We start from the raw sequence: 25,919 nt of genomic DNA on the forward strand, positions 1-25,919 counted from the left end.
CCATCACCCATGAACCCCACACCCGAGACGCCGCCGCCGCTGACACCGCCCTCCACCGACGAGCCGGACGGTGGCGAGGCCGACAAAAGTCCCTATTGGGTGGAGGCCCTGGCCCAGGGCCTGGCGGTGCTGCGGGTGTTCGAGACCGAACACGGCAGCCTGACGCTGACCGACATCGCCCAGCGCCTGGGCTGGAACCGCGCCCGACCCTTCCGGTATGTGCAGACGCTGGAGCGGCTGGGCTACCTCAGCCGGGAAGAGCCGGGCCGGCGCTACCGACCGACGTCCCTGACGATGTCGCTCGGCTACGCCTACCTCAGCCGGCTGTCCCTGATCGAACTGGCGCAACCCGTGCTCAACCAGCTCCGGACCTCGGTCAATGCGTCGGTGCACATGGGGTTGCTGGACGGTGGGGAGCTGGTCTATGTGGCCAACGCGCGGATTCCGCTGCCGACCGCGATCAACATCCATGTGGGTTCCCGCACGCCGGCGTTCGCGACCTCGATCGGGCGGATCCTGCTGGCCTACCTGTCACCCGAGGCCGTGGACGCCATCCTGGGGACCGGTCCCATCCCCGCCATGACGCCCAATTCGACCAGCGACCCGGTGGCGTTCCGGCACCTGCTGGCGCGTGCGCGCCAGGACGGCTATGTGTTCAACGACCAGGAGTTCCACCTGGGCGTGCGCTCCATCGCGGCGCCGGTGTTCGATGCGGCGGGCCAGGTGGTGGCCGGCATCAATGCCACGGCGATGACGCACGCGTTCACCGACGAGGTGGTGAGAGACGCGGTGTTGCCGGCCGTGTGCGCGGCGGCCAGCGAAATCTCCCGGGGCCTGGGCTTCGTCGGGAAGCCCACCCCCGAGCCGGCGTGATCCGGTCCCCGGGAGCGGTGCCTCGCCTCAGGGCGTGATGCCGGCTTCCTTGATGAAGCGGGTCCAGCGCGTGCTCTCCGCGGCCTGGTAGCGGCCCAGGTCCTGCGGCGAACCACCGGCCACGTCGGCGCCCAGGTCCGAAAGGCGTTGGCCGAGTTCCGGCGTGCGGATCGCGGCATTGATGGACTGGTTGAGCTTGGTGGTGACGTCCGCCGGCATGCCGGCGGGCCCGAACACGCCGTACCAGATGGTGACGTCGAAGCCCGGCAGACCGGCTTCGGCCACGGTGGGCACGTCCGGCAGCAGCGACGACCGCTTGGGTGTCGTCACGGCCAGGGCCTTGAGCTTGCCCGAGCGGACCAGCTGCAGCACCACGGGCATGCTCTCGAACGCCATCTCGATGCGGCCGCTGGTCAGGTCGAGCAGGGCGGGTGAGCTGCCCTTGTAGGCCACGTGCGTGATCTCCACGCCGGCCATGCGCTTGAAGAGTTCACCCGCGAGGTGCTGCATCGATCCATTGCCGACCGACGCGAAGTTGTAGCTGTTCGGGTGGGCCTTGAGGTGGGCGATCAGTTCGCGCACCGAGTTGGCGGGCACCGAGGGCGGCACCACGAGCACGTTGGGCACGGTGCCCACGAGCACGATGGGGGTGAAGGACTTCACCGGGTCGTAGGGCAGGCCCGGCACCATGCTGGCCGCCGTGGCGTGCGTGCCCGGGCTGCCCAGGGTCAGCGTGTAGCCGTCGGCGGGCGCCTTGGCCACCATGTCCGTGCCCAGGGTGCCGGAGGCACCCGGCTTGTTGTCCACCACCACCGGCTGGCCGAGCGTGCGGGCGATCTCGTTGCCGATGGCGCGCGAGAGCACGTCGTTGCCCCCGGCCGGCGCCCAGGGGGACACCCAGCGGATGGGCTTGGTGGGGAAGGTCTGCGCGGTGGCCGTGCCCAGGGTGGTGAAGGCGCAGAGGGTCAGCAGCAGTGGGGGCAAGAGCCTGTTCATGGTCGTGGTTCCTTTGGCTTCAAAAAAAGAGCATCCCTGTGATGGCTTGTTGTGTGGCACTCATCCGGCGCGCAGCGCGCGCTCCACGAAGTCGAGACGGTCCTGCCCGAAATGCAGATCACCGTCGATCACGAAGCTGGGCACGCCGAACACACCCGCCGCGAGGGCTTGGGCGGTGTGCGCTTCGAAGCGGGCCCGGGCCTCGGGGGTCGCCGCGCGCGCCAGCAGCGCCTGGGCGTCCAGCCCCTCGTCGCGCGCCATGCGTTCCAGCGTGGCCGGGTCGGCGATGTCGAGGTCGTGCACCCACACGCCGGCGAGCATGCGCTGTGCCAGGGGCCAGACGACCGCGTTGCCGTGGGCTTCCTGCGCCACGATCAGCAGTTGCGCGGCCAGCGATTCGTCCACGGGGTGGTGGGCGGGCCTGGCGCTGATCGGCATGTTCAGCCAGGCCGACCAGCGCTCCCGCTCGCGCGCCCGGAAGGCTTGCCGGGCCGGGGACAAGGCGGCCAGCGGCGTGCCGCCGGTGGCGCGGAACACGTGCAGCAGATCGATGGGTCGGTAGACCACGGTGGCGCCGGTGTCGCGCACGATGGCGTGGAACCGGGGGCCGCCGAGGTAGACCCATGGCGACAGCACCGAGAAGTAGAAGGTGACGGTTTTGCCGCTCATGCCTGGCCGTCCTGGTCCGTGGTGTCGGCGCGGGGCAGCACCACGGCGTCGAGCGCCACCGCGCCTTGGCCCGCAGCAAACACCCGCAGCGGATTGATTTCGATGGACTCGACCGTCGCGGCCTGGCTGACCGCCAGCTGCGACAGCCGGACGATGGTGTCGGCCAGCGCGTCGACATCGGCCGCGGGGGCGCCCCGGTGGCCCTGCAGCAGCGCATGGGAGCGCAGCTCGCGCAACATGGCGTGGGCCTGTTCGTGCGACACCGGGGCGAGCCGAAGCGCCACGTCGTTGAACAGCTCGACGAAGACGCCGCCCAGGCCGGCCATGACCACCGGGCCGAAGATCGGGTCCTGCTGTGTGCCGACGATGAAGTCGAGACCGGGCCCGGCCATCGCCGTGACCAGCGCGCCCTCGATGCGGGCCTCGGGCGCTTCGCGGCGCACGCGCGCCATCATCTGGCGCCAGGCGGCCGAGACAGCGTGCTCGTCGGCCAGGCCCAGTGCCACGCCGCCGACCTCGGTCTTGTGCACGATGTCGGGCGACAGCACCTTGAGCGCGACGGGGTAGCCCACCTGGCGCGCGGCATCGATCGCCTCCTGCTCGGTGGTTGCCATCCGTTCGTCCGGGACGGTGATGCCGCAGGTGGCGAGCCGTTGCTTGACCGCGTGCTCGGTGCGCGCTTCGGCCAGGCCGCTCACGTCGGGCAGCGGGCCGGGTGTTGCGCGTTGCGCCGGGCCGCGCCGCCGCGCCTGGGCGAGCGACCTGAGCGCGGCCACCGCGCGCATGGCCCGCGTCGTGTCCTCGAACAGCAGGTAGCCCGCCGCCTGCATCTGCTGCGCGAGCGCGGGCGGCGCCAGCATGGACAGCACCATCAGCACCTGGGGAAACTCGTGCCGCAGGCGCGTGAGGATCTCGGCCAGCGGCTGCTGCAGATGGGGCGCATGCGGCATGGCGGTGAGAAACAGCAGCACGCACTCGTGGTCGCCTTCGGCCAGCAGGGTGCGCACGAAGGTTTCGAACACCCGCATGTCGGCCCAGATCTGGGCCGTGCCATCCACCGGGTTGCGCACCGAGGCATGGGGCAGCAGCGCCTGCAGGCGCGCCTGTGCGGGGGCCGGCAGGGGCGTGAGCGTGAGCCCGTGCTGTTCGGCCGCGTCGGCGGTGAGCACGCCGATGCCGCCCGAGACGGTGAAGACGCCGACACGGCCCTCGCGCGGCAGCAGGCCGGTGGCGCAGGCCCGGGCCACGTCGAAGAAGTCCTCCACCGAGTGCGCGCGGTGCACGCCGTATTCCTTGAACAGCGCGTCGAACACGCGGTCGTCGCCGGCCAGCGCACCGGTGTGCGACTGCACGGCGGCGCGCCCCACGTCGGAGCGGCCCGCCTTGACCATGATCACCGGCTTGCCCGCGTCCTGCGCCAGGGCGAGCGCCTCGATCAGGCGAGCGGGTGTCTTGCAGCCCTCCATGTAGCCCATGATCACGTCGGTGCCGGGGTCCTGCGCGAAGTGGGCGATGCAGTCCGCCAGCTCCACGTCGCATTCGTTGCCGGTGGTGACCCAGGCGCCCAGGGGCAGGCCCTGCTCGCGCGCCATCACCAGCGCCTGCCCGCCGAACGCGCCGCTCTGGCTCACCAGCGCCACGCGCCCCAGTGGGGGCAGGCCCAGGTCGACCATGAAGGCGAAGGTGCCCAGGAAGCCGGTGCGCAGGTTCATGAAGCCCATGCAGTTGGGGCCCAGGATGCGCATGCCGCTGTCGCGGGCGATGGCGCCGAGTTCGGCCTGTGCCGCGCGCCCGGCCTCGTCGACCTCGGCGAAGCCCGAGCTGAACACCGTGACCGCGCGCACGCCGCGCTCGGCGCAGCTTCGCACCGCGGGCAGCACCGCGTGCGCCGGCAGGGCGATGATGGCGTGGTCCACGGGGGCCGGGATGTCGGCCAGGGCCGCATAGGCGGGCAGGCCCTGGACCTCGGTGGCGCGCGGGTTGACGGGGTAGATGGGCCCGTCGAAGCCGTGGGTGCGCAGGAATTTCAGGGGCCGCCCGCCGATCTTGGTGGCGTCGGACGACGCGCCGAGGATGGCGACCGAGCGTGGATCGAGAAGGGCCGCCAGGGAACGCGGCGTGGCGGTGCCGAAGCGGCGGGTTTCGCTGAGGTTGGTCATGGTGTGGCGCTTTTTGTCTTGGGGTCTTTCTGGCGGGCGGCGAAGAAGGCCGCCACCAGGCCCTGGGTCTGTTCGGAGGAGGCCAGGCGCAGGTAGGCCTGGCGCTCGGCGGCCGCGCCTTCGGCGAAGGGACGTTCGGCGGCGAGAGCGATGAGCGTGATGGCTTCCTGCACGGCTTTGCGCTCGCCGAACCGCTCGGCCGCGAGTTCTCGGTAGCGCGCGAGGAGCGACGGTGTGGCCGGGCCCCCGGGCACGCCGAGGTCGGCGGTGCGCCGCCACGGCCGTCCGCCCTCGGCGATGGCCAGGGCCCAGGCCGCTGCCGTGTCGCGCAGGTCCAGGTCGGGCGGCACGACCGCGTCCAGCCAGCCGGTGGCCAGCGCGGTGTCGGTCTTCATCGGCTGGGCGAGCGCCACCATCTCCAGGGCGGCTTCGATGCCGACCAGGCGCGGCAGCCGCTGCGTGCCGCCCGCGCCGGGCACGAAGCCCAGGTTGACCTCGGGCAGCGCGAGCAGGGCGTCGTGCGATCCCACTCGGGCATGGCAGGCCATGGCCAGCAGCACGCCGCCACCCATGGCCTTGCCCTGGATCGCGGCGACCACGGGCTTGGGAAAGCGCTCCACCAACTCGGCCAGGTCGCCCAGTGGCGTGCTGCCGGGCGGATCGGGCTGGCCGACCTCGCGCAGGTCGCCCCCGCCGGAGAACATGCGGCCCTGGCTGGCGATCACGACGGCCCGCACCGCCGCGTCGTCCTGGATCGCCAGCAGCGCGTCGCGCAGGGCGCGGCGCACCGCTCGGTTCAGGGCGTTGATCGGGGGGTGGGTGATCTCCAGCCACGCGACGCCGGCCGCGCGGTGTTGGGCGACAAGGGGCGCGTCGTCGGGGCGGGTCGGGGTGTCAGCGAGGTCCATGCGGCCAGTGTGGACCAGATGGTGATTCTGAAAAACTGAGTTGTTTTGATCGAACGATTCCATAATGGAATCGAAATGACCGACCCCCTGTCACCCTCATCTCTCACGGGCGTTCGCCTGTCGCACCTGTTGTTGTGCCGTGCGCTGGTGTCCACGGGCACCCTGCATGGGGCGGCTCGGCTGCTGCACCGCACGCAGCCCGCGGTCACCAAGATGCTGCAGGAGCTGGAGTCCTCGCTGGGTGTGCGCCTGTTCGAGCGCGGGCGCCTGGGCACCCACCCCACCGCCAGTGGCCGCGCCTTTCTGCATCGGGCCGAAGTGATGCTCAACGAGTGGGGCATCCTGCGCGACGAACTGCGGGCCATCGAGGCCGGCGAGGCGGGCCTGTTGCGGGTGGGGGCCACGCCGATCATGCTGCTGTCCCTGCTGCCGCGCGCGCTCGGGCGCTTCCTGGCGCGCCGCCCCGGCATGCTGGTGCGCTTCCGGGAAGGGTCCATCCACGACCTGCTGATCGCGCTCGATTCGGGGGAGGTGGACTGTGTGGTCGGCCGCTTCTCGGGGGAGTTGCTCGACAGCGAGCCCATGCGCACGCTGCGGGTCGAGCGGCTGTACGACGAGACCCTGGCCATCGTGGCCGGTGCCAGCCATCCGCTGGCCCGCCGCCGGCGGCAGGTGGGCTGGCACGAGCTGGCCCAGGCCCAGTGGGTGTTGCCGCCGCCGGAACTGGTGACGCGGCAACTGCTCAACACCGAGTTCATCCGCGGCGGCGTGACACCGCCCAGGCCCTTGATGGAATCGGCCTCTTTCAGCAGCAACCTCGCGCTCGCCCACGAGCTCGTGACCCTGGCCCTGGTGCCCCTGGACGCGGCCCGGTTGGCCCAGCGGCATGGCCTGGTGCGCGTGCTGCGCACGCCCCTGTCGTCGTTCTCGGCCCCGATCTCCATCGTGCAGCGCCCCAGCTCCCTGCAGGGCGAGGTGTACGCCGACTTCCTGGCGGCGGTGCGCGCCGCGGCGGCCCAGGTGCGGGCCTAGGCCTGAACGCCGGCTCGGCCTGGGCGCCCCGACACCTGCTGGATCTGCTGCCGCAGCCAACGCCGCAAGGGGTCGGCGTCGGTGCGTTCGTGCCAGATCTGTTTCACCTCCACCCGGGGCAGGTCGATCGGCAGCGGGTGGATCTGCAGATCGGGGTCGCGTTGCGCGGCCTCTTCGGCCACCGAGCGCAGGCAGGTCAGCAGAAAGGCCGTGTCCCGGACTAGGCGGGTCGGGGCCAGGAAGCTGGAGAGGCCCGCCGCGATGCGGCGGCGCAGGCCCCGCGCCTCCAGGGCGCGGTCGACCCGCCCATGCAGATCGCCAGTGAGCGTGGTCAGCAGGTGTTCGCAGGCCAGGAATTGTTCGAGCCCCAACGCACCTCCGTTCAAGTGGGGGTTGTGGCGCGAGGCCAGCACCACGAAGTCTTCGCTGAACAGGCGCTGCTGGCGCAGCGTGTCGGGCAGCTCGTCGTAGAAGCCCGCGATGGCGAGGTCGCAGCTGCCTTTTTCCAGTTCCTCGCGAGGCAGCTGGCCTCGCGTGTTGTGCGTGATCAGGATGACACCGGGCGCCTGCGCGCGCAGCCGGGGCAACAGCCCGGGCAGCAGGGACTGTTCGAGGTAGTCGGTGGTGAAGAGGTGCAGGCGCTCGTTGCGCGAGAGGAAGTCGCTGCCTTCGCTGCGGTGGTAGAAGGCCTCGATGTCGCCCACCAGCGCCTGCACCTGCGGCGCCAGCTCATGCGCCCGGGGCGTCGGCGTCAGGCCACGCGGGGCGCGCACGAAGAGCGGGTCGCCCATCTCGTGGCGCAGCTTGGCCAGCTTGTGGCTCAGCGCGGGCTGGCTCAGCGCCAGGCGTTCGGCCGCGCGCGAGGCGTTGCGCTCCTGGTAGACCACGTGGAAGACCCGCAGCAGGTTCAGGTCCTTGTTGTCGATATTCATTTATTGAATTCCAAAGATCGAATCTTTCGACTTTTCGAATCATAGAAGCGTCCCGATCATCGTGTCCAACCCATTTCAACCACGGCCTGCGGGCCTCGAAAGGATGCGCGATGAAGAAGATATTGATGGTGCTGACCTCCCACGACCGGCTGGGCGACACCGGGCACAAGACCGGTTTCTGGCTGGAGGAGTTCGCCGCCCCGTACTACCGGTTCAAGGACGCGGGCGCGCAGGTCACGCTGGCCTCACCTCTGGGCGGGCAGCCGCCGATCGACCCCAAGAGCCACGAAGCCGATGCCCAGACCGAAGCGACACGCCGCTTCAACGCCGACGCGCGGGCCCAGGCCGCCCTGGCCCGCACCCTGCCTCTGGGCGACGTGAACGCGCAGGACTTCGACGCCGTGTTCTACCCCGGTGGCCACGGGCCGCTGTGGGACCTGGCGGAAGACACCCGGTCCATCGCGTTGATCGAACGCTTCCTGGCGCAGGACAAACCGGTGGCCGCGGTGTGCCACGCACCCGCCGTGCTGCGCCATGTGAAGGACGCGCAAGGGCAGCCGCTGGTGCGCGGCCGCCAGGTCACCGGCTTCAGCAACAGCGAGGAATCGGTGGCCCAGCTCACCGACGTGGTGCCCTTCTCGCTGGAGGACATGTTGACCGGCCACGGCGGCCTCTACACCCGCGGGGCCGACTGGCAGAGCCACGTGGTGGTGTCCGGCCGGCTGATCACGGGGCAGAACCCGGCATCTTCCGAAGCGACGGCCGAGGCCTTGCTCGCGCAGCTCGGAGCGCGCTCATGAGCCGCGCCGCGTTCGCGCTGGCGGCGCTGCTCGCCTTTCCGTGGGTGGCCCAGGCTTCCGATCTGCTGCCGCTGGAACGCTGGCGCAGCTACCAGGGGGTGAGCTGGGAGGCTGCCGCACCCGGGCAGGCGGCTGTGCCGTTCGCGCAATCGGTGAACGCGCCCATCGCCGGCCTGCATTTCGACGCCCGGGGCGGCGCCTACGTGAGCACGCCCCGCCTGCTCTCGCCCGCCGCGCCGGCCACCCTGAGCCGGCTCGACGCCACGGCCGACGGTGGCCCCGCGAGGCTGACCGCCTTTCCTTCCACGCAGGGCAACGATGTGAAGGCGCCGCCCCACCTGGCCTTGCGCAACGTGCTCGGCTTCCATGTGGACCGGCGCAACGGCTGGCTCTGGGCGCTGGACATGGGCTTCGTGGCGGGCGAGGCCGAAGCGCCCGCCGGGGCGCAGAAGGTGATGGTGTTCGAACTGGCCTCGGGCAAGCTCTTGAAGACCATTGCGCTGGACGGCGTGGCCGATCGGGCGGGCAGCTTCCTCAACGACATCGCGGTCGACGAACGCCGGCGCGTGGCCTATGTGTCCGACAGCGGCTTTCGCAGCGCGCCGCGCAACCAGGTGGGTTTGATCGTGGTGGACCACGCCAGCGGCACGGCCCGGCGTGTGCTGGACGGGCACGCCAGCCTGCAGATCGAGCCGGGCGTCAAGGTGGTGTCCGGCGGCAGCGAGGTCTGGCCCGGCAACCCTTTGCTGATCGGCGTCAACGGCATCGCGCTCTCGCCCGATGGACAGACGCTGTACTGGACGGTGACGACCGGCACGCAGGCCTGGGCGGTCCCGACCGCCGTGTTGCGCCGGGCGGGCGCCAGCGACGCGCAGATCGCGCGCGAGGTCCGAAGCCTGGGCGTGGTCGGCGGCAACACCGACGGCATCGTCACCGACCCGGTGGGCGACCTCTACATCACCGACGTGACGCGAGGCGGCATCGTGCGCTACAGCCCCTCAACGCGCGCGCTGGCGCTGATCGCCGCGAACGGCGCGGTGCGCTGGCCCGACACGCCGGCCTGGCACCCGGGCGGTGACCTGGTCTTCACCGCCAGCGCACTCAACCAGCACTTCGCCGGCCAGGTCAAGGCCGGGGAGGAGCGCTACGAGCTGTGGCGGCTGCGGCCGCGCGGCCAGAAGGCCACGCGCCACTGACGATCCCGCGCCGCCTTCCGACGCCACGCTGTTTCCTGCGCTGAGCCGCAGGAGACAGCGTGGCCTTGTCGCGCCCGTGCATCCCGCCCTTTTCTGCTACATTCCGGACAGGATATATGATGTAAAAAGTAAGGTGCGGAGATGGCTGAACTGGGCCGAGTGGAAAAGCAGAACCTGTCCCAACGCGTGTACGTTGAGATTCGAAATGCCTTGATGAACGGGCAATACGCGCCCGGTTCGAGGCTGCGCATCGCCGAACTCGCCGAGGTGCTGGGCACCAGCATCACACCGGTGCGCGAGGCCATCTTCCGCCTGGCCAGCGAGCAGGCGCTGGACGTGACCGCCGCCACCTCGATCGCGGTCCCCGAGCTGGACCTGGCCACCGTGCGCGAGATCCAGCTCATGCGGGGCCTGCTCGAAGGCGCGGCCGCCGCCCAGGCCGCGCGGCAGATCACGCGCAAGGAAATCGAGCACCTGGAGAAGATCCAGGACCAGTTCATCAAGGCCTCGGCCACCAACCCGAAGGACGCCGCCCGGCGCAACCGCGATTTCCATTTCGAGTTGATGGCCACCGCGCGGCTGCCCAGCCTGTCCGCGGTCGTCGAGACCCTGTGGGTGCGGATGGGGCCGCTGCTGAACACCTTCCACGCCAAGGTGCCCCGGCGCAACATCTTCAACAGCGGCCACCCGCACTACAAGGTGCTCGAAGGCCTGAAGGCCCGCAACCCCGAGATGGCGTCCAAGGCCATCCAGGAAGACATCCAGTGGGGTGAGCGGGTGTTGACCGAGTGGATGAGCGGGCGCTCGGTCGAAGAGATCTACGCCTAGGCGTTCAGCCGGCCTGGCCGGTCGTGAACTCGACCAGCAGCCGGATCTGCGTCGTGACCATGTGCACGCCCTTGTGGATGCGCTGGCCGTTCTCCGACGCTCGCTGCAGCAAGGGGGTGATGTCGGGCTGCATCACGACCTCGGCCACCACCGTGTCCTGGCGCAAGGTGGTCGGGTCGAACGGCATCGGGTCTTCCGGGTGCAGGCCCAGCGAGGTGCCGTTGACGGCGATGTCGTAGCCTTCCACGCGCGCTGGATTGAGTTCGACCACCAGGTCCGGGAAATGGCGCGAGAGCTGTTGCCCCAGTTCGCGCGCCTTGTCCACCGAGCGGTTCCGGATGCCGATGCGGCCCACCTGCGACCCGGCCAGTTCGAACGCGATGGCGGTCGCCACGCCGCCGGCGCCCGCGAGCAGCACCGAGCGGCCGGCCAGCGGGATGCCCCGCTCCAGCAGGCCTTGCACGAAACCCTGGCCGTCGTGCATGCGGCCCGACAGCGTGCCATCGGCGTTCTTGCGCACCGCGTTGCACACACCCATCACCTCGGCCAGGCCCTCCAGCGTGTCGCAGTGCCGGCAGACCTCCTGCTTGTGCGGGATGGTGATGACGAAACCGGGAATGTTCTCGATGCGGCGGATGGCCTCGATGGCCGCAGGCAGGCCTGCGGGCGAGACCTTCCACGGCACCATCACGGCGTTGATGCCGTGCTCGCTGCAGTGCTGGTTGAAGAAGCCGGGCGTGCGCACGTGCTCGCTCGGGTAGGCCAGCAGGGGCACCACGGCGGTCCGGCCGTTGACGGCGGGGGTCGGTGGAGGGTTCACGCTCATGGGCTCCGGTGCGGGTTCAGGCGATGCCGAATCCGCCGTCCACGGGCATCACGATGCCGGTGACGTAGGCGGCCTCGGCCGACAGCAGGAAGCTCACCACGCGGGCCACGTCCGCCGGCTGGCCCCAGCGACCGAGTGGAATGCGGCCCAGGATCGCCGCGCTGCGCTCGGGATTGTGGATGGCGCCGGAGGCCAGTCGCGTGTCGATCCAGCCCGGCGCGATCGCGTTGACCCGCACACCGTCGGCGGCGAAGGCCACCGCGTGCGAGCGGGTGAGGGAGGTCACGCCGCCCTTGCTGGCCGAGTACGCCGGGTTGCGGGCCGAACCGAACTGGCTCCACATGGAGGCCACGTTCACCACCGCGCCGCGCGCCGCCTTGAGGCCGGGCAAGGCGGCGAGCGTCAGCCGGTTGACCGCGTTGAGGTTGATCGCCACCACCTTGTCGAAGCCGTCGGGCGTGAGTTCCTTCTGCTCGTGCAGGATGATGCCCGCCGCATTGACCAGTCCATCGACGTGCGGGAGCCGCTCGAACAGGGCCGCGATCGCGGCGCTGTCGGTCACGTCCAGGCGGGTGAATTCGAGCTGGTCGGGCAGCGTGGGCTCGGTGTCCAGGCCGGCGCACACCACGCGCCAGCCCTTGGCTTGCAGCTCCTGGGCGCAGGCCAGCCCGATCCCCGTGCCGCCGCCCGTCACCACCGCCACCTTTTGCCTTTGATTCATGAAAACGTCTCCTTGTTGATAGAAGACGCATGATATATCATGCATCCAAAATCGGACAACCCTTTTTTGGAGACAGCATGAAACATCTGAAGGACCCCGGCCTCTTTGTGCAGCAGTGCCTGATCGATGGCCACTGGCAGCCCGCCCTGAACGGCCAGGTGCGCGAGGTGATGAACCCCGCCACCGGCGAGCGGGTGGGCACGGTGCCCAACATGGGCGAGGGGGAAACGCGCCTGGCCGTGCAGGCGGCGGCCCACGCCTTCCCGGCCTGGGCCGCGCGCAGCGCCAAGGAGCGCGCCACGCTGCTGCGCCGCTGGTACGAGCTGATGATGGAGGCGCAGGACGACCTGGCGCGCATCATGACGATCGAACAAGGCAAGCCGCTGGCCGAGTCGCGCGGCGAGATCGCCTACGGCGCGAGCTTCATCGAATGGTTCGCCGAGCAGGGGCGGCGCAACAACGGCGACGTGATCCCCGCGCCGCAGCCCGACAAGCGCATCGTGGTGCTGCGCCAGCCCATCGGCGTTTGCGCGGCGATCACGCCCTGGAATTTCCCCAACGCGATGCTCACGCGCAAGCTCGCGCCCGCGCTGGCCGCGGGCTGCACCATGGTGGTCAAGCCGGCCACCCAGACCCCGTTCTCGGCCCTGGCCATCGCGGTGCTGGCCGAGCGCGCCGGCATTCCCCGGGGCGTGATCAACGTGGTGACGGGGGATGCCGGCGCGATCGCGAAGGAGCTCACCGGCAACCCGGTGGTGCGCAAGCTGAGCTTCACCGGCTCCACCGAGATCGGGCGCGTGCTCATGCGGCAATGCGCGGAGCACATCAAGAAGGTCTCGCTGGAACTGGGCGGCAACGCCCCTTTCATCGTGTTCGACGACGCGAACCTGGACGCGGCGGTGCAGGGCGCGATGATCGCCAAGTTCCGCAACAACGGCCAGACCTGCGTGTGCGCCAATCGCCTCTATGTGCAGCGCGCGGTGTACGAGGCGTTCGCTGTCAAGCTCGCGGCCAGCGTGCAAGCGATGAAGCTGGGCAACGGCCTCGACGCGGGCGTGGTGGTCGGCCCCCTGATCGACGGCAAGGCCCTGGCCAAGGTGGAGGAGCACATCGACGACGCCCTGGGCCAGGGGGCCACCGTGATCGCCGGCGGGCGCCGGCTCGAGGGCAACTTCTTCGAACCCACGGTCATGACCGGTGTGACGCAGCAGATGCTGGTCGCGCGCGAGGAAACCTTCGGCCCGCTGGCGGCCTTGATCCCCTTCGACAACGAGGACGAGGTGATCCGCATGGCCAACGACACCGAGTACGGCCTGGCCTCCTACGTGTACACGCGCGACCTCTCGCGCAGCTGGCGCGTGTCGGAGCGGCTGGAGTACGGCATGGTGGGCGTGAACACCGGCCTGATCTCCACCGCCGAGGCGCCGTTCGGTGGCGTCAAGCAGTCGGGCCTGGGCCGTGAGGGCTCGCAGTACGGCATGGACGACTACACCGAGCTGAAATATGTCTGCGTCGGTCTCGACTGAACGCGACCCTGAACCCCTGGACGGGCGCTGGCACTGGACGATGCCGGTGCGCGTGCGCTGGACGGATCTGGACGCGCTGGGCCACGTTCACCACCTCGTGTACCTGAGGTGGTGCGAGGACGCGCGCAACGAGCACGCCGAGGCCATCGGTTTGCCGCTGCCGGGCACGGGGGCCCGCTCCCAGGTCGTGGTGGCGATGGCCTGTGATTTCCGCCAACCGGTCGGCCGCGGGGCCGAGCCTTCGGTGTGCCTGCGCGTGACGCGCGTGGGCCGCACCAGCCTGGAAGCGCGGTTCGGCATCCAGGTCGACGGGGTGGCGCATTTCGCCGCGCGCGTCACCACCGTGATGTGCGAAGACCGCACGGGGCAGGCGTCGCCCTGGACACCGGCCGAGCGGGAGCGGCTGCTCGCCGGGCCGGTGCCTGCCTGAGCGCGTTCAGCCCAGGCGCGCGGCCTCCACCTGGCGGATGGCGCCGGCGATGCGCTCGGCGCTGAGGGCGGTCGGGAAGTTGCGCACATGCGGCGCGGTCATGGTCTGGCGCGCGATGGTCTCGATCTCGTCCTCGCTGGCCGCGCGCCCCAGGCCCAATTCGTTCAGGTCCTGCGGCAGGCCGATGCGCCGGTAGAAGCCGCGCAGCTCCGCCATGAAGGCCGCGTCGCGCTCTTCCAGCGTGAGCTGCACCAGCAGACCGTAGGCGACCTGCAGGCCGTGCAAGGTGCTCGCGGTGCCGGCGATCGCGGACAGGCCGCGCGTCATCGCATGCGACACCGAGAGTCCGCCGTTCTCGAAGCACAGCCCGCTGAGCAGCACCGTGGCCTCGACCAGCGATTCGAGGTGCGCATCGGTGGTGGCGCGCCGCACGGCCTCGATGGCCGGCTCGGCGTGCTCGCGCACGCTGCGGTAGCTGAGGTCGGCCAGCACCAGCGCCGCCTGCGTGCCCAGGCCGCCGTAGATGTTCAGGCCACCGGCGGCCGCGCAGCGTTCGACCTCGAACTTCTTCGAGAGCGCGTCGCCGATGCCCGCGAGCAGCAGCTTGACCGGCGCGGCCGCGATCAGCGCGGTGTCGACCACCACGGCCGCGGGGTTGTGCGCCAGGTGCTCCACCGACAGCAGGCGGTGGTGTTCGTCGTACAGCACAAAGATCTTGCTGGTGGGCGCGTCGTTGGACGCCACCGTGGGCACGGTCACGACCTGCGCACCCAAGGCCCGGGCCACGGCCTTGCCCACGTCGATGCCCTTGCCACCACCGGCCGCGATCACCACGCCGGGCTTCGCCGCGGCGAGCTGCTCCGTGAGGCGCTGCACCTCGGCGGGCGTGATGTCGCCGGAGAACTCGCCGGTGCTCAGCGCCACCCCCGAGGCCTGGCACGAAGCCGCCACGCGAGCGCCCACCAGGTCGTGCACGAAGCGGTCGGCAATCAGCACGGCCGATGGCGCGAGCAGGGCGACCTGCGCGCCCAGTTGATCGAGGGCGCCCGGGCCCTGCAGGTAGCGCAGCGGGGCGCCAAAAACGCGCAGCAGGGAAGGGGTGGCGGGGGAAGTGGACATCTTGTCTCCTGGGTGGAAAAGGGTTCTTGAACACGGCGGACCGGGCACCCGCATCCGGGAAAACCCGCAGCATGATGCACGTTGCATCATATATCATGCGTCCGATCGAAGGCGAAAGCAAGGTGCTGCCGGACGGGCCCGGCACCGTCGCCTTCGATGCCCGGCCGGTGCGCTGGACCGCTGGCCGACCCATTCCTCAATCTGGAGACGAGACCATGAAGACCATCCCAACCCATCGGCGCCAGGCGCTGATCCGCCTGGGCGCCGCCTGCCTGTTCGGGCTGAGCGCGGCGGCGTTCGCACAGCCCAAGGAGATCAAGATCGGTTTCGTGCTGCCCCTCTCGGGCGGCACCGCGACCATCGGCAACCAGACCAAGGTCGGCGCGGAGATCGCCATCGAGCAGATCAACGCCGCGGGCGGCATCAAGTCCCTGGGTGGCGCCAAGCTGGTCGCGATCTTTGCGGACAGCCAGTCCAAGCCCGATGTCGGCGTGGCCGAAACCGAGCGCCTGATCACGCGCGAGCAGGTGTCGGTGATGGTGGGCGCGTACAACAGCGCGGTCACCTTCCCGGCCACCGAAGTGGCCGAGCGCTACAAGACGCCCTGGCTGGTCACGGGCTCGGTGAAGGACGAGATCACCGAGCGCGGCTTCCGCTACGTCTTTCGCCCGAACAACAAGGCGATCTACGACGCGCGCGAGCAGATGGACGCGATCGACCTGCTGGCCAAGGAAACCGGCAACAAGCCGCAGACCATCGGCCTGTTCTACGAAGGCACCGACTGGGGCCGCTCGCACACCGCCAACATCAAGAAGATGGCGCTGGAGCGCGGCTACAAGATTTCACTCGACGAGTCCTACCCGCCCAACCAGTCCGACTTCTCCGCGCAGCTGCTGAAGATCCGCGCGAGCAAGCCCGATGCGCTGATCGTCGTGGCCTACACGCCCGACCACATCCTGTTCACGCGCCAGTTCGCGGAGAACCGCCTCAACGTGCCCTATGGCATCCACTCCGTCGGTGGCGGCGCGGAAGACCCTTCGTTCTACAAGTCGGTCAACCCCAAGGCCTACGACCTGATGTTCGTGCAGGACGATTTCCAGGTGGACATCATGCAGGCCATCAAGGACCCGAACGCGCTGGACGCCGACAAGAAATTCCAGACCCGCATGGGCTACGGCCTGAACGCCTACGGCGCGCAGGGCGTGTCCAACGCCTACATCCTGCGCGATGTGCTGGAGCGCGCCGCCTCGACCGACCGGGAAAAGATCCGCGATGCCCTGGCCGCGACCGACATCAAGAGCGGGCCCGCGCTGATCACGGGCTACAGCCGCGTGGTCTTCGACGACAAGGGCCAGAACCCGCACGCCCACGGCGCCATCACCCAGAACATCGGTGGCGAGCGCCGCACGGTATGGCCGGCGGCCAACCGGCTGGCCGGCACCAAACCGGTCTGGCCGCTGCCCGACTGGTCCAAGCGCTGATCCGGTCCACGGCTTCAACCCGGGTGCCCGCCGCCCCGCGCGGCGGGCACCCTCATCACGGAAACCGGTATGGATCCCCTCATCTTTTTCTACGCGCTCATCAACGGGCTGCTGCAGGGCGCCATCTATGGCGGCATCGCCCTGGGCCTGAGCCTGATCTTCGGCGTGCTGCGCGTCATCAACTTCGCGCACGGCTCGTTCCTCATGGTGGCCATGTACGCGGCCTACACGCTGTGGTCCACCTTCGGCCTGCACCCCTACGTGGCGGCGCTGGTGACCATGCCCTTGCTGTTCGGCTTCGGCTACTTCACGCAGAGCGTCATCATCTCGCCGCTGTTCAGGCGCGAGTCGTCCCTGGTGGTGGAACCGCTGGGCGCGCTGCTGCTGACCACGGGCGTCTACCTGGTCATGGACAACCTGGTGCTGATGACCTACGGCCCGGACGTGCGCTCGGTCAGCGTGGACTTCGCCGGTGGCACCTTCGAGGTCGCGGGCCTGCCGATCAGCATCCCGCGCTTCGTCGGCTTCGTCGCCGCCATCGCCGTGGCCGGGGGCCTCTGGTGGGGGCTCAAGCACACCGACGTGGGCCGCTCCATCCGCGCCACGGCGCAGAACCGCGACGCGGCCGCCATGAGCGGCGTGAACGTCTACCGCGTCTACAACCAGACCTTCGGCCTGGGCGCCGCCATCCTGGGCCTGTTCGGCGCCTTGCTGGTGCCCTTCCTGTCGATCACGCCCACCGTGGGGCTGATGTTCGGCGTCAAGTCGTTCCTGGTGGTGGTGCTCGGTGGCATCGGCTCGATCCCGGGCTCCATCGTGGGTGGGTTGCTGCTCGGCGTCTTCGAGTCGCTGATCTCGCAGTTCGTCACCGCCACCTCGGCCGCGATGTTCTCCTTCCTCATCTTCATCGTGGTGCTGCTGGTCCGTCCCAACGGCCTGCTGGGCCGCAAGGCGTGAGGGCGTGGCCATGTCAAGAATGAACGCCTTTTCCAACTCCCCCTCCACGCTGATCCTGGGCCTGCCCATGATCGCGATCGCGGCCGTACTGCCGCTGTTCGTGAGCGACTCGTACACGCTGCACTCCCTGACCATGATCCTGTACTTCGCGTACATGGCCACGGCCTGGAACTTCGTGTGCGGCTACGTCGGGCAGCTCTCGCTCGGGCACGCCGTGTTCGCGGGCCTGGCCGGTTATGTGACGGTGCTGCTGTTCACGCTGCTTGGCCTCTCGCCCTGGCTGGGCATGCTGGCCGGCGGTGCGTTCGCGGCCCTGCTGTCGCTGGCCATCGGCTACCCCACGTTCAAGCTCAAGGGCCCGTACTTCACGCTCACCACGATCGCGTTCGCCGAGATCGTGCGCATCTGGTTCGAGAACACCGACGATTTCCTGGGTATCCCGCTCAAGGGCGCGCAGGGCCTGGTGGTGCCGCCGAGCGAACTCGGCGGCCTGGTCTACCAGTTCGAAGGCAAGGTGCCGTACTACTACATCGCCCTGGTGATGCTGGTGCTGGTGCTGCTCGCCACCATCGTGCTCGAGCGCTCGCGCCTGGGTTATTACCTCAAGGCGATCCGGGGCGACCACAACGGCGCCGAGGCCCTGGGCGTCAACCCCACGCGGTGCTCGCTGATCGCGCTCGCGGCCAGCGCCTTCATGACCGGCCTGGGCGGCGCCTTCTACGCGCAGTTCTTCCGCTACATCAACCCGGAACGCAACATGGGCATCGAGTTCTCGATCGACGTGGCGCTGATGGCCATCGTGGGCGGGCAGGGCACGGTGCTCGGCCCCATGCTGGGCGCCCTGGTGCTGCACCCGATCGCGGAGTTCTCGCGCAGCTACCTCGGCGGCACCTTCCTCGGCCTGCACCTGGTCATCTACGGCGTGATCCTGATCGTCGCGGTGCTGTACTTCCCCAAGGGCATCATCGCGCCGATCGATCGCTGGCTGAAACAACGCCTCCAGCAAGGAGGGACGAAAAAATGAGCGATTCGACAACGGCGCTGCTGCAAGTGCAGGGCCTGAGCAAACGTTTCGGCGGCCTGAAAGCCGTGAACGAGGTGTCGTTCGACCTTCGGCAAGGCGAGATCCTCGGGCTGCTCGGTCCCAACGGCGCGGGCAAGACCACGGCCTTCAACCTGATCGCCGGTTTCCACCGCGCCGACCAGGGTCGCATCCTGTTCGAAGGTCGCGATGTGCTGGGCATGGCGCCCAGCGACATCTGTCGCGCGGGCATCGCGCGCACCTTCCAGCTCTCGCGACCCTTCGGCGGGCTCTCGGCGGTGGAGAACGTGATGGTCGGCGCCTTCGCGCGCCTGGAGTCCACCGCCAAGGCGCGCGCGCTGGCGATGGAGCTGCTGGACTTCCTCAACCTCGGCGACCGCTGCAACGCCGACGCGAACGACCTCACCGCGTTCGACAAACGCAAGATCGAACTCGGCCGCGCGCTGGCCACGCAGCCGCGCCTGCTGCTGATGGACGAGGTGGTGGCCGGCGCCACGCCCAGCGAGGCGGCCGAGATGGTGGCCCTGGTGCGCAAGGTGCGCGACCGAGGCATCACGGTGCTGATCGTGGAGCATGTGATGAAGGTGATCATGGGTCTGTCGGACCGCGTGATCGTGATGGACCAGGGCTGCCTGATCGCCAATGGCGAACCGCAGAAGGTGGTGAAGGATCCGCGCGTTCTGACCGCGTATTTTGGAGAAGGCTATGTCGGCACCGATGTTTAGCGTGAAAGACCTCTGGGCCGGCTACGGCGAGCAGCAGGTGCTGCGGGGCATCCACCTCGACCTGCACCCCGGCACCATCACCGCCCTGATCGGCGCCAACGGCGCGGGCAAGACGACCTTCCTGCGCACGGTCTCGGGCCTGGTGAAAACCACCAAGGGCTCGGCGGTGCTGGAAGGCTGCTCGCTCACCGGCCTGCCGCCGCACCGCATCGTGGACCAGGGCTTCGTGCAGTCGCCCGAAGGCAAGCAGCTCTTTCCCGAGATGACGGTGATGGAGAACCTGATGGTGGGGGCGTCCACGCCCCGGGCGCGCGCGCGCCGCTCAAAGACGATGGACGAGATCTTCGCGCTGTTCCCCATCCTCGATGAGCGCCGCCATCAGCTGGCCGGCACCCTGTCGGGCGGGCAGCAGCAGATGGTCGCCGTGGGCCGCGCGCTGATGGCGCTGCCGCGCGTGCTCGCGCTCGACGAACCATCGCTCGGGCTCGCGCCCATCATGGTGGACCGCCTGTTCGAAGGCATCCGCAAGATCCGCAACAGCGAGCTCGCGGTGCTGGTCATCGAGCAGAACGTGCAGATGGTGCTCAACATGGCCGACCACGGCTTCGTGATCGAGAACGGCACCATCGCCATGCGCGGCACCGGCCGCGAGCTGCTGCACAACCCGCAGCTGAGGGCCAGCTACCTCGGCATCTGAACACCGGGCCCGCCGACCCCGGCAGGGCCCGATCCCCTTCCCGCACCACGCCTGTTTCAAAGATATATGGTGCATCAATGCGCAACGAAAGGAACCCCCTCATGCCGCAGCCCAGTCCCGTCCGCCGAGCGGACGCTCCCGATTTCACCCCCACCGCCGAAGAGATCGCCCGCCTGCGGGAGAAGGCCCGCTTCGTGCGGCTGGAGACGATCCGGCTGATCGAGATCGCCAAGGTCGGCCACTACACCTCGGTCTTCTCCGCCGCCGAGATCTTCGCCTCGCTGTACTACGACGTGATGTCGCTGCGCCATGGCGAGCCCGCCTGGCCCGACCGCGACCGCTTCCTGATGGGCAAGGGCCACGCCGCCGTGGGGCAGTTCCCCATCCTCGCGGAATGGGGCTTCATCCGCCCGGAAGAGCTGGACGGCTACACCCGCCTGGGCAGCGCGCTGGGCGACCACCCCGACATGACCAAGGTGCCGGGCATCGACTTCAGCTCGGGCTCGATCGGCCACGCGCTCTCCGGCGGCTGCGGCATGGCGCTGGGTGGGCGCATGTCCCAGCGCGACTTTCACGTCTTCGTGATGCTGGGCGATGGCGAGATGCAGGAAGGGCAGGTGTGGGAGGCCGCGCTGTTCGCGGCCCACAACAAGCTCTCGCGGCTGGTCGCCATCGTGGACCGCAACGGCTACCAGCTCGACGGCAAGGTGGACGAGGTGATGGGCGTCGAGTCCCTGGCCGAGAAGTGGCGCGCGTTCGGCTGGGAGGTGCACGAGGTGGACGGCCACAGCGTGCGCGACCTCACCGCGCTGCTGCGGCGCCTCAAGGCCGACACCGGCCGCGACAAGCCCGCGTGCGTGATCGCCAAGACCATCAAGGGCAAAGGTGTTTCCTACATGGAAACCGAACCCGGCTGGCACCTGGGCTACCTGGCGCCGGCCGACGCGCAGCGCGCCATCGAAGAAATCATGAGCAAGGAGATCTGAACCATGAACCCCCAACCCCTTTCCCCCGACTCTTGGCAGTACCGCGCCCTGAACCAGATCACCCCGGGTCTGAACCATTTTTCGGACGCGCTGATCGAACTGGCCGAGCAGGGCCACCCCGTGATGGCCGGTTCGGCCGACCTGCAGTACTCCAACGGCCTCAACAAGTTCGCCAAGGCCTACCCCGATCGTTATGTGCAGTTCGGCATCTCCGAACAGAACATGGTGACGGCCGCCGCCGGCCTGGCGACCACGGGCCAGATCCCCTTCGTCGCCACCTTCGCGTCCTTCCTGGGCCTGCTGTGCTGCGAGCAGATCCGCATGGACGTGGCCTACAGCAAGCTGCCGGTGCGGCTGGTGGGCCACCACACCGGCATCTCGCTCGGCTTCTACGGCACCTCCCACCACGCGACGGAGGACATCGGCACCATGCGCTCCATCGCGGGGCTCACGGTGATCTCGCCCGCCGACGGCCCGCAACTCGCGAGCGCGATCAAGGCCTCGATCGGCTGGCCCGAGCCGATCTACTTCCGCATCGGTCGCGGCCGTGAGCCCGACGTGTACGAGAAGAACACACCGTTCGAGATCGGCAAGGCCATCGAGCACAGCCGGGGCACCGACCTCACCCTCATCGCCTGCGGCATGGCCGTGAAGGGCGCGCTCGAGGCCGCGGCCGCGCTGGGCCGCGCGGGCTTCTCGGTGGGCGTGATCGACATGGCCACCATCAAGCCGCTGGACCGCGACGCGGTGCTGCAGGCGGCAGCGCGTTCGCGCCTGCTCATGACGGTGGAAGAGCACAACGTGCTCGGTGGCCTGGGCGCTGCCGTGGCCGAGGTGCTGGCCGACGAAGGCGCGGGCGTGCGCCTGGTGCGCCACGGCATCCACGACGAGTACAGCCTGATCGCCCCGCCCACCCACCTGTACGCGCACTACCGGCTCGACGGCCCCGGCATCGAGGCCGTGGCGCGCGAAGCCATGCAGGGCAAGCGCGCGGCGGCCCGGCCCGCGCCGGCCTTGGTGGCGGGAGGCGCGCGATGAGCGCCGTGTCCGCGACGATGCGCTTCATCGACCACGGCCAGGGCGGTGGCCCCGAGGTGCTCGTGCCGCGCACCGGCCCCACGCCGGTGCCGGCGGCCGGCGAGGTGCTGGTGCGCGTGGCCTATGCGGGCGTCAACCGCCCCGAAGCCCTGCAGCGGCGCGGGCTCTACGCGCCGCCGCCGGGTGCCTCCCCCATCCTGGGCCTGGAGGTGTCGGGCGAGGTCGTGGCACTTGGTGCGGGTGTGACGCGCTGGTCGGTGGGCGACCCAGTGTGCGCGCTGACCAATGGCGGTGCGTACGCCGATTGCGTGGTGGTGCCCGAGGGCCAGGCGCTGCCCGTGCCCGAGGGCATTTCGATGCGGCAGGCCGCCGCCTTGCCGGAGAACTTCTTTACTGTCTGGGCCAACGTCTTTCAGCGCGGCGGTCTGCGCGCCGGGGAAAGCCTGCTGGTGCATGGCGGCTCATCGGGCATCGGCCTGACGGCGATCCAGCTGGCCAAGGCCTTCGGCGCGCGCGTGCTGTGCACGGTCGGTAGCGCCGAGAAGGCGGCGGCCTGCAAGGCCGCAGGGGCCGACATCGCCATCAACTACCGCGAGCAGGACTTCGTGGACGTGGCGCTGAAGGCGACCGAGGGCGCCGGTGTGAACATGGTGCTCGACATGGTCGGCGGCTCCTACGTCGAGCGCAACCTGCGGGCCCTGGCCGTCGAAGGGCGGCTGGTGCAGATCTCGTTCCTGGAATCGTCCCGGCCCGAGCTCGACTGGACACCGCTGATGGCCAAGCGCATCACCTTCACCGGCTCCACCTTGCGCCCACGCAGCCTGGCGGACAAGACCCGGATCGGTCAGGAACTGGTGGAGCAGGTGTGGCCCTTGTTGAGCGCGAAGCGCGTGGTGCCCGTGATCCACCAGGTGTTCCCGCTGGATCAGGCCTCCCAGGCGCATGCGCTGATGGAGTCCTCCGAGCACATCGGGAAGATCCTGCTGGAGGTCTAGGCCCGCCAGCGGTTCATCGAGGGCCGACCAGCTCCGACTCCACGCGCATGTCCAGCACATAGGCATAACGCGAGGCGTCGGCCGGCGGGTTCTGGATCGTGTAGCGCTTGACGCGCAGCACGTTGCGCGTGCCCGCCTGGTGCGTGAAGCCCTCGATGTTTCCGTAGAAGTGGCCCCATTCGCCGGTGCTGGTCTTGAGGCCGGCGCTGTTGTACTTCACCTCGCGCACCTGCATGCACTGCGCATTGCGCACCACGCCGTGGCCGCAGGGCTGGAGCTGGGGGCCCACTTCCAGGAACAGGGTTTCGCCCGCGCCGCCGTAACGCGTGGCGTCGGTGGGCTTGCCCACCAGGTGCCAGCGGCTGCCGTCGTTGAACTGCAGCAGCACGCGCGGCGGGTTGGCGTCCTGGGCCAGGTGCACGCGGGTGGCGCGGCTGATCTGCGTGGCCACGGCCTGTTCCAGCTGCATCAGCTGGGGGTCGGGGCAGGCCATCATCGTGCTCACCGGGCGCGAGATCGTGATGTCGATGCCGTTGAGCTGGTAGCCCGCGCCGATGCCGTTGCAAAGCCGGTCCACCACCACGCGCTGGTCGCCCGGCTTGTCGCCCGGGACAAAGCTCAGGCGCACGACGCGCTGGGGTGCAAGCGCGGTGAATGCGGGCAGTGCACGACCGCTCAGGTCATCCGCCTTCTCCAGCTCCCAGTGGAAGGCCTGCAGCGTTTTGTTGAGAGACGAATCGTTCATGGCGTTGGCCGACGGGGGGGCGGAGGTGGCGCAGGCCGTCAGGCCCAGCAGGGTGGCTGCGGTGAGGGCGATGAATGTCCAGCGTTTCATATGGAGGTTTCCTTTCTGTGGTCCGCCAGGACAGCATGGCGGATGTGTTTTTTTCATGCAAGCTCTCCTACATATTGAGGATTGACAGCCGTCCAGGTGCCGCCGAGGATGGTCGGCGGTGTCCTTCCCCCAACCATACAGGAGCATCATGGCCGCCTACTTTCATCTCAAGCCTTCGGGCACGCAGTGGATGTTCAACCTCGTGGCGGGCAACCACGAAATCATCTTGACCAGCGAGCGCTACACCGCCAAACAGAGCGCGCAGGGTGGCATTGCGTCGGTCCAGGCGAATGCACCGGTCGATGCCCGCTACGCGCGCCTGAACGACGCCGCGGGCAAGCCTTATTTCGTGCTGAAGGCGGCCAATGGTGAGTCGCTTGGAAAAAGCGAGACCTACTCATCGGCGGCCGCGCGGGACCAGGGGATCGAGGCGGTGAAGGCCGCGGCGCCGGGCGCGCCAACCAAGGAGTGAAGGTCTCAGCGCGACGTGCTGGTGTAGATGCGGTTGCGCCCTTCCAGGCAGTACGTCTGCGCGTGAAAGATCGGCCGGTTCTGTGCGTAGTGCACCCGGTCGAGCAGCACGTAGAGCTGCGGCTGGCGGTTGCCGCGGTCCCAGCCGATGGCACTGGAGTGGACCGCGTGGTATTCCACCTCGGTGCGGTCCGTGCGCACGCCCAGGCGCGCGAAGATGTCCACGAACGACATCGAGAACAAGGTCTCGTCGAGCACCTCGGGGAACAGGCTGTCGACGTAGCGGTCGTAGCCATAGCTCAGCAGTTCGTCGTCGCTGTAGATCGCGCGCTCGGTGTAGAGCACGCGCGCGCCAGCGGGCAGTTCCAGCTTGCGGGTTTCCTCGGGCGTGCCGGCGCGGCGTTCCAGCCTGTGCAGCACGATGCGCGGCGTGCGGCCCTGGCCCCTGATCGACTCGGTGAGAGACTCGAAGTGGCCCATGCCCATGGACGCGGGCGGCGGCGGGGGTGGGCTCACGATGGTGCCCACGCCACGCTGGATGCGCAGCAGGCCCTCCGTCACCAGGCGGCTGATGGCCTCGCGGATGGTGTTTCTCGACACCGCATACGTGCCGGCCAGCGCGGTCTCGGCCGGGATGGCCTGGCCCGGCGACCATTCGCCGGCCGACAGGCGCCGGCGCAGGTCCTGCGCCAGTCGGTCGGGCAGGGTCAGGACGTCAGCTCGGCCCATGACTTGCGCTCGCCGGCGAAGTTCCTGTAGACCTGCTCGCCGGCCACGATGGGCTCGAAGCGCGGCACCTCGCCAGCCGGCGCGAAGTCGCGCGGGTCGATCACCTGGTGGTAGTTCGGGTGGATGAACAGCGGGATCGAATAGCGCTCGCGGCCCGAGCGGTTGATCACCCGGTGCAGCGCCGACTTCAACCGGCCGTTGCTCCAGCGCGTGAGCAGCTTGGCGACGTTGAGCACGATGGCCTCTTCGTCGGGCACCACGGGCAGCCAGTCCTTGTCCGGGCCGAGCACTTCGAGGCCTCCGTTCATGTCCTGGATCAGCAGCGTGATCAGGCCCTGGTCTTCGTGCGCGCGCACGCCTTCGTCGGCGATGTGCTGCACCACTTCCTGCGGCGGGTAGTGGACCACGCGCATGTTGGAGTAGGTGTTGCGCGACACGTTGGCGAAGAAGTCCGCCGGCGCGCCCAGGTGCAGCGCAAACGCCTGCAGCACCGATTCGCCGACCCGGAACATGTCGTGGTAGCAGGTCTCGAGGCGCTCGCGGAAACCGGGCACGTCGGGCCAGGGCGTGGCCGCGTAGAACGGCAGCGGCAGCAGGGCCGGGTCGATCGGCGGGATCGGATGGCCCATGCTGAAGGCCTCCTGTCCGCTGGGCTTCTGGCCTGGCTTCGCGTTGTCGAACATCGGCTGGAAGCCGCGGTTGGTCTTGCGCTCCTGGTACGGCGCCTTGGCTTCCTCGCTTTGGCCGAAGAAGGCTTCGGCGGCCCGGAAGGTCTCGGCGATGACCGCGGGCGACACGCCGTGGCCCACCAGTTTCATGAAGCCATAGGTCTCGGCGGCGCGGCCCATGTCGTGGGCGATGGCCTGGCGCGCGGCCGGGTCGTCGCCGAAGAGCGGCGAGATGTCGATGGTCGGGATCGCGTGCGCGGCGGTGGTGGTGCTCATGGGT

Annotated in this window: 27 protein-coding genes; 16 read left to right on the forward strand and 11 right to left on the reverse strand. The window is 69.2% G+C overall.

What is annotated here, in order from left to right:
* The first annotated feature begins 9 nt into the window (after nucleotides 1-9).
* On the forward strand, nucleotides 10-873 hold the full coding sequence (locus tag AC1Q9M_RS07135; protein ID WP_382323442.1) for an IclR family transcriptional regulator: 864 nt from the start codon (nucleotides 10-12) through the stop codon (nucleotides 871-873).
* Nucleotides 874-900: 27 nt separating this feature from the next.
* On the opposite strand, the gene AC1Q9M_RS07140 is transcribed toward AC1Q9M_RS07135, so the two are convergent.
* The 4 genes from AC1Q9M_RS07140 to AC1Q9M_RS07155 are packed head-to-tail and all read right to left on the reverse strand — an operon-like array spanning nucleotide 901 to nucleotide 5,605.
* Nucleotides 901-1,869 carry a Bug family tripartite tricarboxylate transporter substrate binding protein gene (locus AC1Q9M_RS07140; RefSeq protein ID WP_444688387.1) on the reverse strand — a complete coding sequence of 323 codons (969 nt, stop codon included), beginning with the start codon at nucleotides 1,867-1,869 and terminating at the stop codon, nucleotides 901-903.
* Between the two features lie 60 nt (nucleotides 1,870-1,929).
* Nucleotides 1,930-2,538, reverse strand: coding sequence for a 2-hydroxychromene-2-carboxylate isomerase (locus AC1Q9M_RS07145; RefSeq protein WP_444688386.1), 609 nt, complete (start codon nucleotides 2,536-2,538; stop codon nucleotides 1,930-1,932).
* On the reverse strand, nucleotides 2,535-4,697 hold the full coding sequence (locus AC1Q9M_RS07150) for an acetate--CoA ligase family protein (RefSeq protein ID WP_444688385.1): 2,163 nt from the start codon (nucleotides 4,695-4,697) through the stop codon (nucleotides 2,535-2,537). Before AC1Q9M_RS07150 ends, AC1Q9M_RS07145 begins: the two co-directional genes overlap by 4 nt.
* Nucleotides 4,694-5,605, reverse strand: coding sequence for an enoyl-CoA hydratase/isomerase family protein (locus AC1Q9M_RS07155; RefSeq protein ID WP_444688384.1), 912 nt, complete (start codon nucleotides 5,603-5,605; stop codon nucleotides 4,694-4,696). The genes AC1Q9M_RS07150 and AC1Q9M_RS07155 overlap by 4 nt, the downstream gene beginning before the upstream one ends.
* 75 nt (nucleotides 5,606-5,680) lie before the next feature.
* Here AC1Q9M_RS07155 and AC1Q9M_RS07160 point away from each other — a divergent pair, with 75 nt between their 5' ends.
* Nucleotides 5,681-6,637 (forward strand): LysR family transcriptional regulator, encoded by a 957-nt coding sequence (locus tag AC1Q9M_RS07160; RefSeq protein WP_382323445.1) that lies wholly within the window; start codon nucleotides 5,681-5,683, stop codon nucleotides 6,635-6,637.
* Here AC1Q9M_RS07160 and AC1Q9M_RS07165 read toward each other — a convergent pair.
* A complete protein-coding gene (locus AC1Q9M_RS07165; protein WP_382327273.1) occupies nucleotides 6,634-7,569 on the reverse strand; it encodes a LysR family transcriptional regulator in 936 nt (311 codons plus the stop codon). The two genes, AC1Q9M_RS07160 and AC1Q9M_RS07165, sit on opposite strands and share 4 nt — an antisense overlap.
* Before the next feature lie 110 nt (nucleotides 7,570-7,679).
* Here AC1Q9M_RS07165 and AC1Q9M_RS07170 point away from each other — a divergent pair, with 110 nt between their 5' ends.
* The 3 genes from AC1Q9M_RS07170 to AC1Q9M_RS07180 all read left to right on the forward strand — a co-directional run bounded on the left by AC1Q9M_RS07170 (nucleotide 7,680) and on the right by AC1Q9M_RS07180 (nucleotide 10,393).
* Nucleotides 7,680-8,369: a type 1 glutamine amidotransferase domain-containing protein gene (locus AC1Q9M_RS07170; protein ID WP_492433062.1), complete on the forward strand. Its 690-nt coding sequence runs from the start codon at nucleotides 7,680-7,682 to the stop codon at nucleotides 8,367-8,369.
* Nucleotides 8,366-9,565 carry an L-dopachrome tautomerase-related protein gene (locus tag AC1Q9M_RS07175; protein WP_444688381.1) on the forward strand — a complete coding sequence of 400 codons (1,200 nt, stop codon included), beginning with the start codon at nucleotides 8,366-8,368 and terminating at the stop codon, nucleotides 9,563-9,565. Before AC1Q9M_RS07170 ends, AC1Q9M_RS07175 begins: the two co-directional genes overlap by 4 nt.
* Before the next feature lie 141 nt (nucleotides 9,566-9,706).
* Nucleotides 9,707-10,393, forward strand: coding sequence for a GntR family transcriptional regulator (locus AC1Q9M_RS07180; protein ID WP_444688380.1), 687 nt, complete (start codon nucleotides 9,707-9,709; stop codon nucleotides 10,391-10,393).
* 4 nt (nucleotides 10,394-10,397) lie between these two features.
* Here AC1Q9M_RS07180 and AC1Q9M_RS07185 read toward each other — a convergent pair whose 3' ends face one another.
* Together AC1Q9M_RS07185 and AC1Q9M_RS07190 are read right to left on the reverse strand one after the other, a co-directional pair.
* Entirely contained in the window at nucleotides 10,398-11,219 is an 822-nt protein-coding gene (locus AC1Q9M_RS07185; protein WP_444688379.1) for a shikimate dehydrogenase family protein, read from the reverse strand.
* A gap of 16 nt (nucleotides 11,220-11,235) precedes the next feature.
* On the reverse strand, nucleotides 11,236-11,940 hold the full coding sequence (locus tag AC1Q9M_RS07190) for an SDR family NAD(P)-dependent oxidoreductase (RefSeq protein WP_382161024.1): 705 nt from the start codon (nucleotides 11,938-11,940) through the stop codon (nucleotides 11,236-11,238).
* Between the two features lie 77 nt (nucleotides 11,941-12,017).
* Here AC1Q9M_RS07190 and AC1Q9M_RS07195 point away from each other — a divergent pair, with 77 nt between their 5' ends.
* Nucleotides 12,018-13,466, forward strand: a complete 1,449-nt coding sequence (locus tag AC1Q9M_RS07195) for an NAD-dependent succinate-semialdehyde dehydrogenase (RefSeq protein ID WP_492433065.1) — start codon at nucleotides 12,018-12,020, stop codon at nucleotides 13,464-13,466.
* A complete protein-coding gene (locus AC1Q9M_RS07200; RefSeq protein WP_382323451.1) occupies nucleotides 13,444-13,896 on the forward strand; it encodes an acyl-CoA thioesterase in 453 nt (150 codons plus the stop codon). The genes AC1Q9M_RS07195 and AC1Q9M_RS07200 overlap by 23 nt, the downstream gene beginning before the upstream one ends.
* A gap of 6 nt (nucleotides 13,897-13,902) precedes the next feature.
* Here AC1Q9M_RS07200 and AC1Q9M_RS07205 read toward each other — a convergent pair whose 3' ends face one another.
* On the reverse strand, nucleotides 13,903-15,015 hold the full coding sequence (locus tag AC1Q9M_RS07205) for a glycerol dehydrogenase (RefSeq protein WP_492433068.1): 1,113 nt from the start codon (nucleotides 15,013-15,015) through the stop codon (nucleotides 13,903-13,905).
* A gap of 215 nt (nucleotides 15,016-15,230) precedes the next feature.
* Between AC1Q9M_RS07205 and AC1Q9M_RS07210 the strand changes: the two genes are divergently transcribed.
* From AC1Q9M_RS07210 to AC1Q9M_RS07245, 8 genes are all read left to right on the forward strand, one after another.
* Entirely contained in the window at nucleotides 15,231-16,496 is a 1,266-nt protein-coding gene (locus AC1Q9M_RS07210) for an ABC transporter substrate-binding protein (RefSeq protein WP_444688376.1), read from the forward strand.
* Between the two features lie 69 nt (nucleotides 16,497-16,565).
* Nucleotides 16,566-17,453 (forward strand): branched-chain amino acid ABC transporter permease, encoded by an 888-nt coding sequence (locus AC1Q9M_RS07215; RefSeq protein WP_444688375.1) that lies wholly within the window; start codon nucleotides 16,566-16,568, stop codon nucleotides 17,451-17,453.
* A 19-nt stretch (nucleotides 17,454-17,472) separates the two neighbouring features.
* Nucleotides 17,473-18,477, forward strand: a complete 1,005-nt coding sequence (locus AC1Q9M_RS07220) for a branched-chain amino acid ABC transporter permease (protein WP_444688374.1) — start codon at nucleotides 17,473-17,475, stop codon at nucleotides 18,475-18,477.
* Nucleotides 18,474-19,220, forward strand: a complete 747-nt coding sequence (locus tag AC1Q9M_RS07225) for an ABC transporter ATP-binding protein (RefSeq protein WP_382161003.1) — start codon at nucleotides 18,474-18,476, stop codon at nucleotides 19,218-19,220. Before AC1Q9M_RS07220 ends, AC1Q9M_RS07225 begins: the two co-directional genes overlap by 4 nt.
* Nucleotides 19,213-19,917 (forward strand): ABC transporter ATP-binding protein, encoded by a 705-nt coding sequence (locus AC1Q9M_RS07230; protein ID WP_382163735.1) that lies wholly within the window; start codon nucleotides 19,213-19,215, stop codon nucleotides 19,915-19,917. Before AC1Q9M_RS07225 ends, AC1Q9M_RS07230 begins: the two co-directional genes overlap by 8 nt.
* A gap of 101 nt (nucleotides 19,918-20,018) precedes the next feature.
* Nucleotides 20,019-20,903 carry a transketolase gene (locus AC1Q9M_RS07235; RefSeq protein WP_382323456.1) on the forward strand — a complete coding sequence of 295 codons (885 nt, stop codon included), beginning with the start codon at nucleotides 20,019-20,021 and terminating at the stop codon, nucleotides 20,901-20,903.
* A 3-nt stretch (nucleotides 20,904-20,906) separates the two neighbouring features.
* The gene (locus AC1Q9M_RS07240; protein ID WP_444688373.1) at nucleotides 20,907-21,941 is read left to right on the forward strand and encodes a transketolase family protein; all 1,035 of its coding nucleotides are present in this window, start codon (nucleotides 20,907-20,909) and stop codon (nucleotides 21,939-21,941) included.
* 17 nt (nucleotides 21,942-21,958) lie between these two features.
* Nucleotides 21,959-22,936 (forward strand): NAD(P)H-quinone oxidoreductase, encoded by a 978-nt coding sequence (locus AC1Q9M_RS07245; RefSeq protein ID WP_444688576.1) that lies wholly within the window; start codon nucleotides 21,959-21,961, stop codon nucleotides 22,934-22,936.
* 13 nt (nucleotides 22,937-22,949) lie between these two features.
* Here AC1Q9M_RS07245 and AC1Q9M_RS07250 read toward each other — a convergent pair whose 3' ends face one another.
* Nucleotides 22,950-23,771, reverse strand: a complete 822-nt coding sequence (locus tag AC1Q9M_RS07250; protein WP_492433072.1) for a DUF4377 domain-containing protein — start codon at nucleotides 23,769-23,771, stop codon at nucleotides 22,950-22,952.
* Between the two features lie 148 nt (nucleotides 23,772-23,919).
* Between AC1Q9M_RS07250 and AC1Q9M_RS07255 the strand changes: the two genes are divergently transcribed.
* Entirely contained in the window at nucleotides 23,920-24,243 is a 324-nt protein-coding gene (locus tag AC1Q9M_RS07255; RefSeq protein ID WP_492433074.1) for a YegP family protein, read from the forward strand.
* Nucleotides 24,244-24,248: 5 nt separating this feature from the next.
* Here the strand turns inward: AC1Q9M_RS07255 and AC1Q9M_RS07260 are convergent, their stop codons facing one another.
* On the reverse strand, nucleotides 24,249-24,971 hold the full coding sequence (locus tag AC1Q9M_RS07260; protein ID WP_492433076.1) for a GntR family transcriptional regulator: 723 nt from the start codon (nucleotides 24,969-24,971) through the stop codon (nucleotides 24,249-24,251).
* The gene (locus tag AC1Q9M_RS07265; protein ID WP_382323459.1) at nucleotides 24,950-25,915 is read right to left on the reverse strand and encodes an isopenicillin N synthase family dioxygenase; all 966 of its coding nucleotides are present in this window, start codon (nucleotides 25,913-25,915) and stop codon (nucleotides 24,950-24,952) included. Before AC1Q9M_RS07265 ends, AC1Q9M_RS07260 begins: the two co-directional genes overlap by 22 nt.
* Nucleotides 25,916-25,919: the final 4 nt, after the last annotated feature.

The organism is Hydrogenophaga sp. GW823-FHT04C09, from assembly GCF_058796355.1.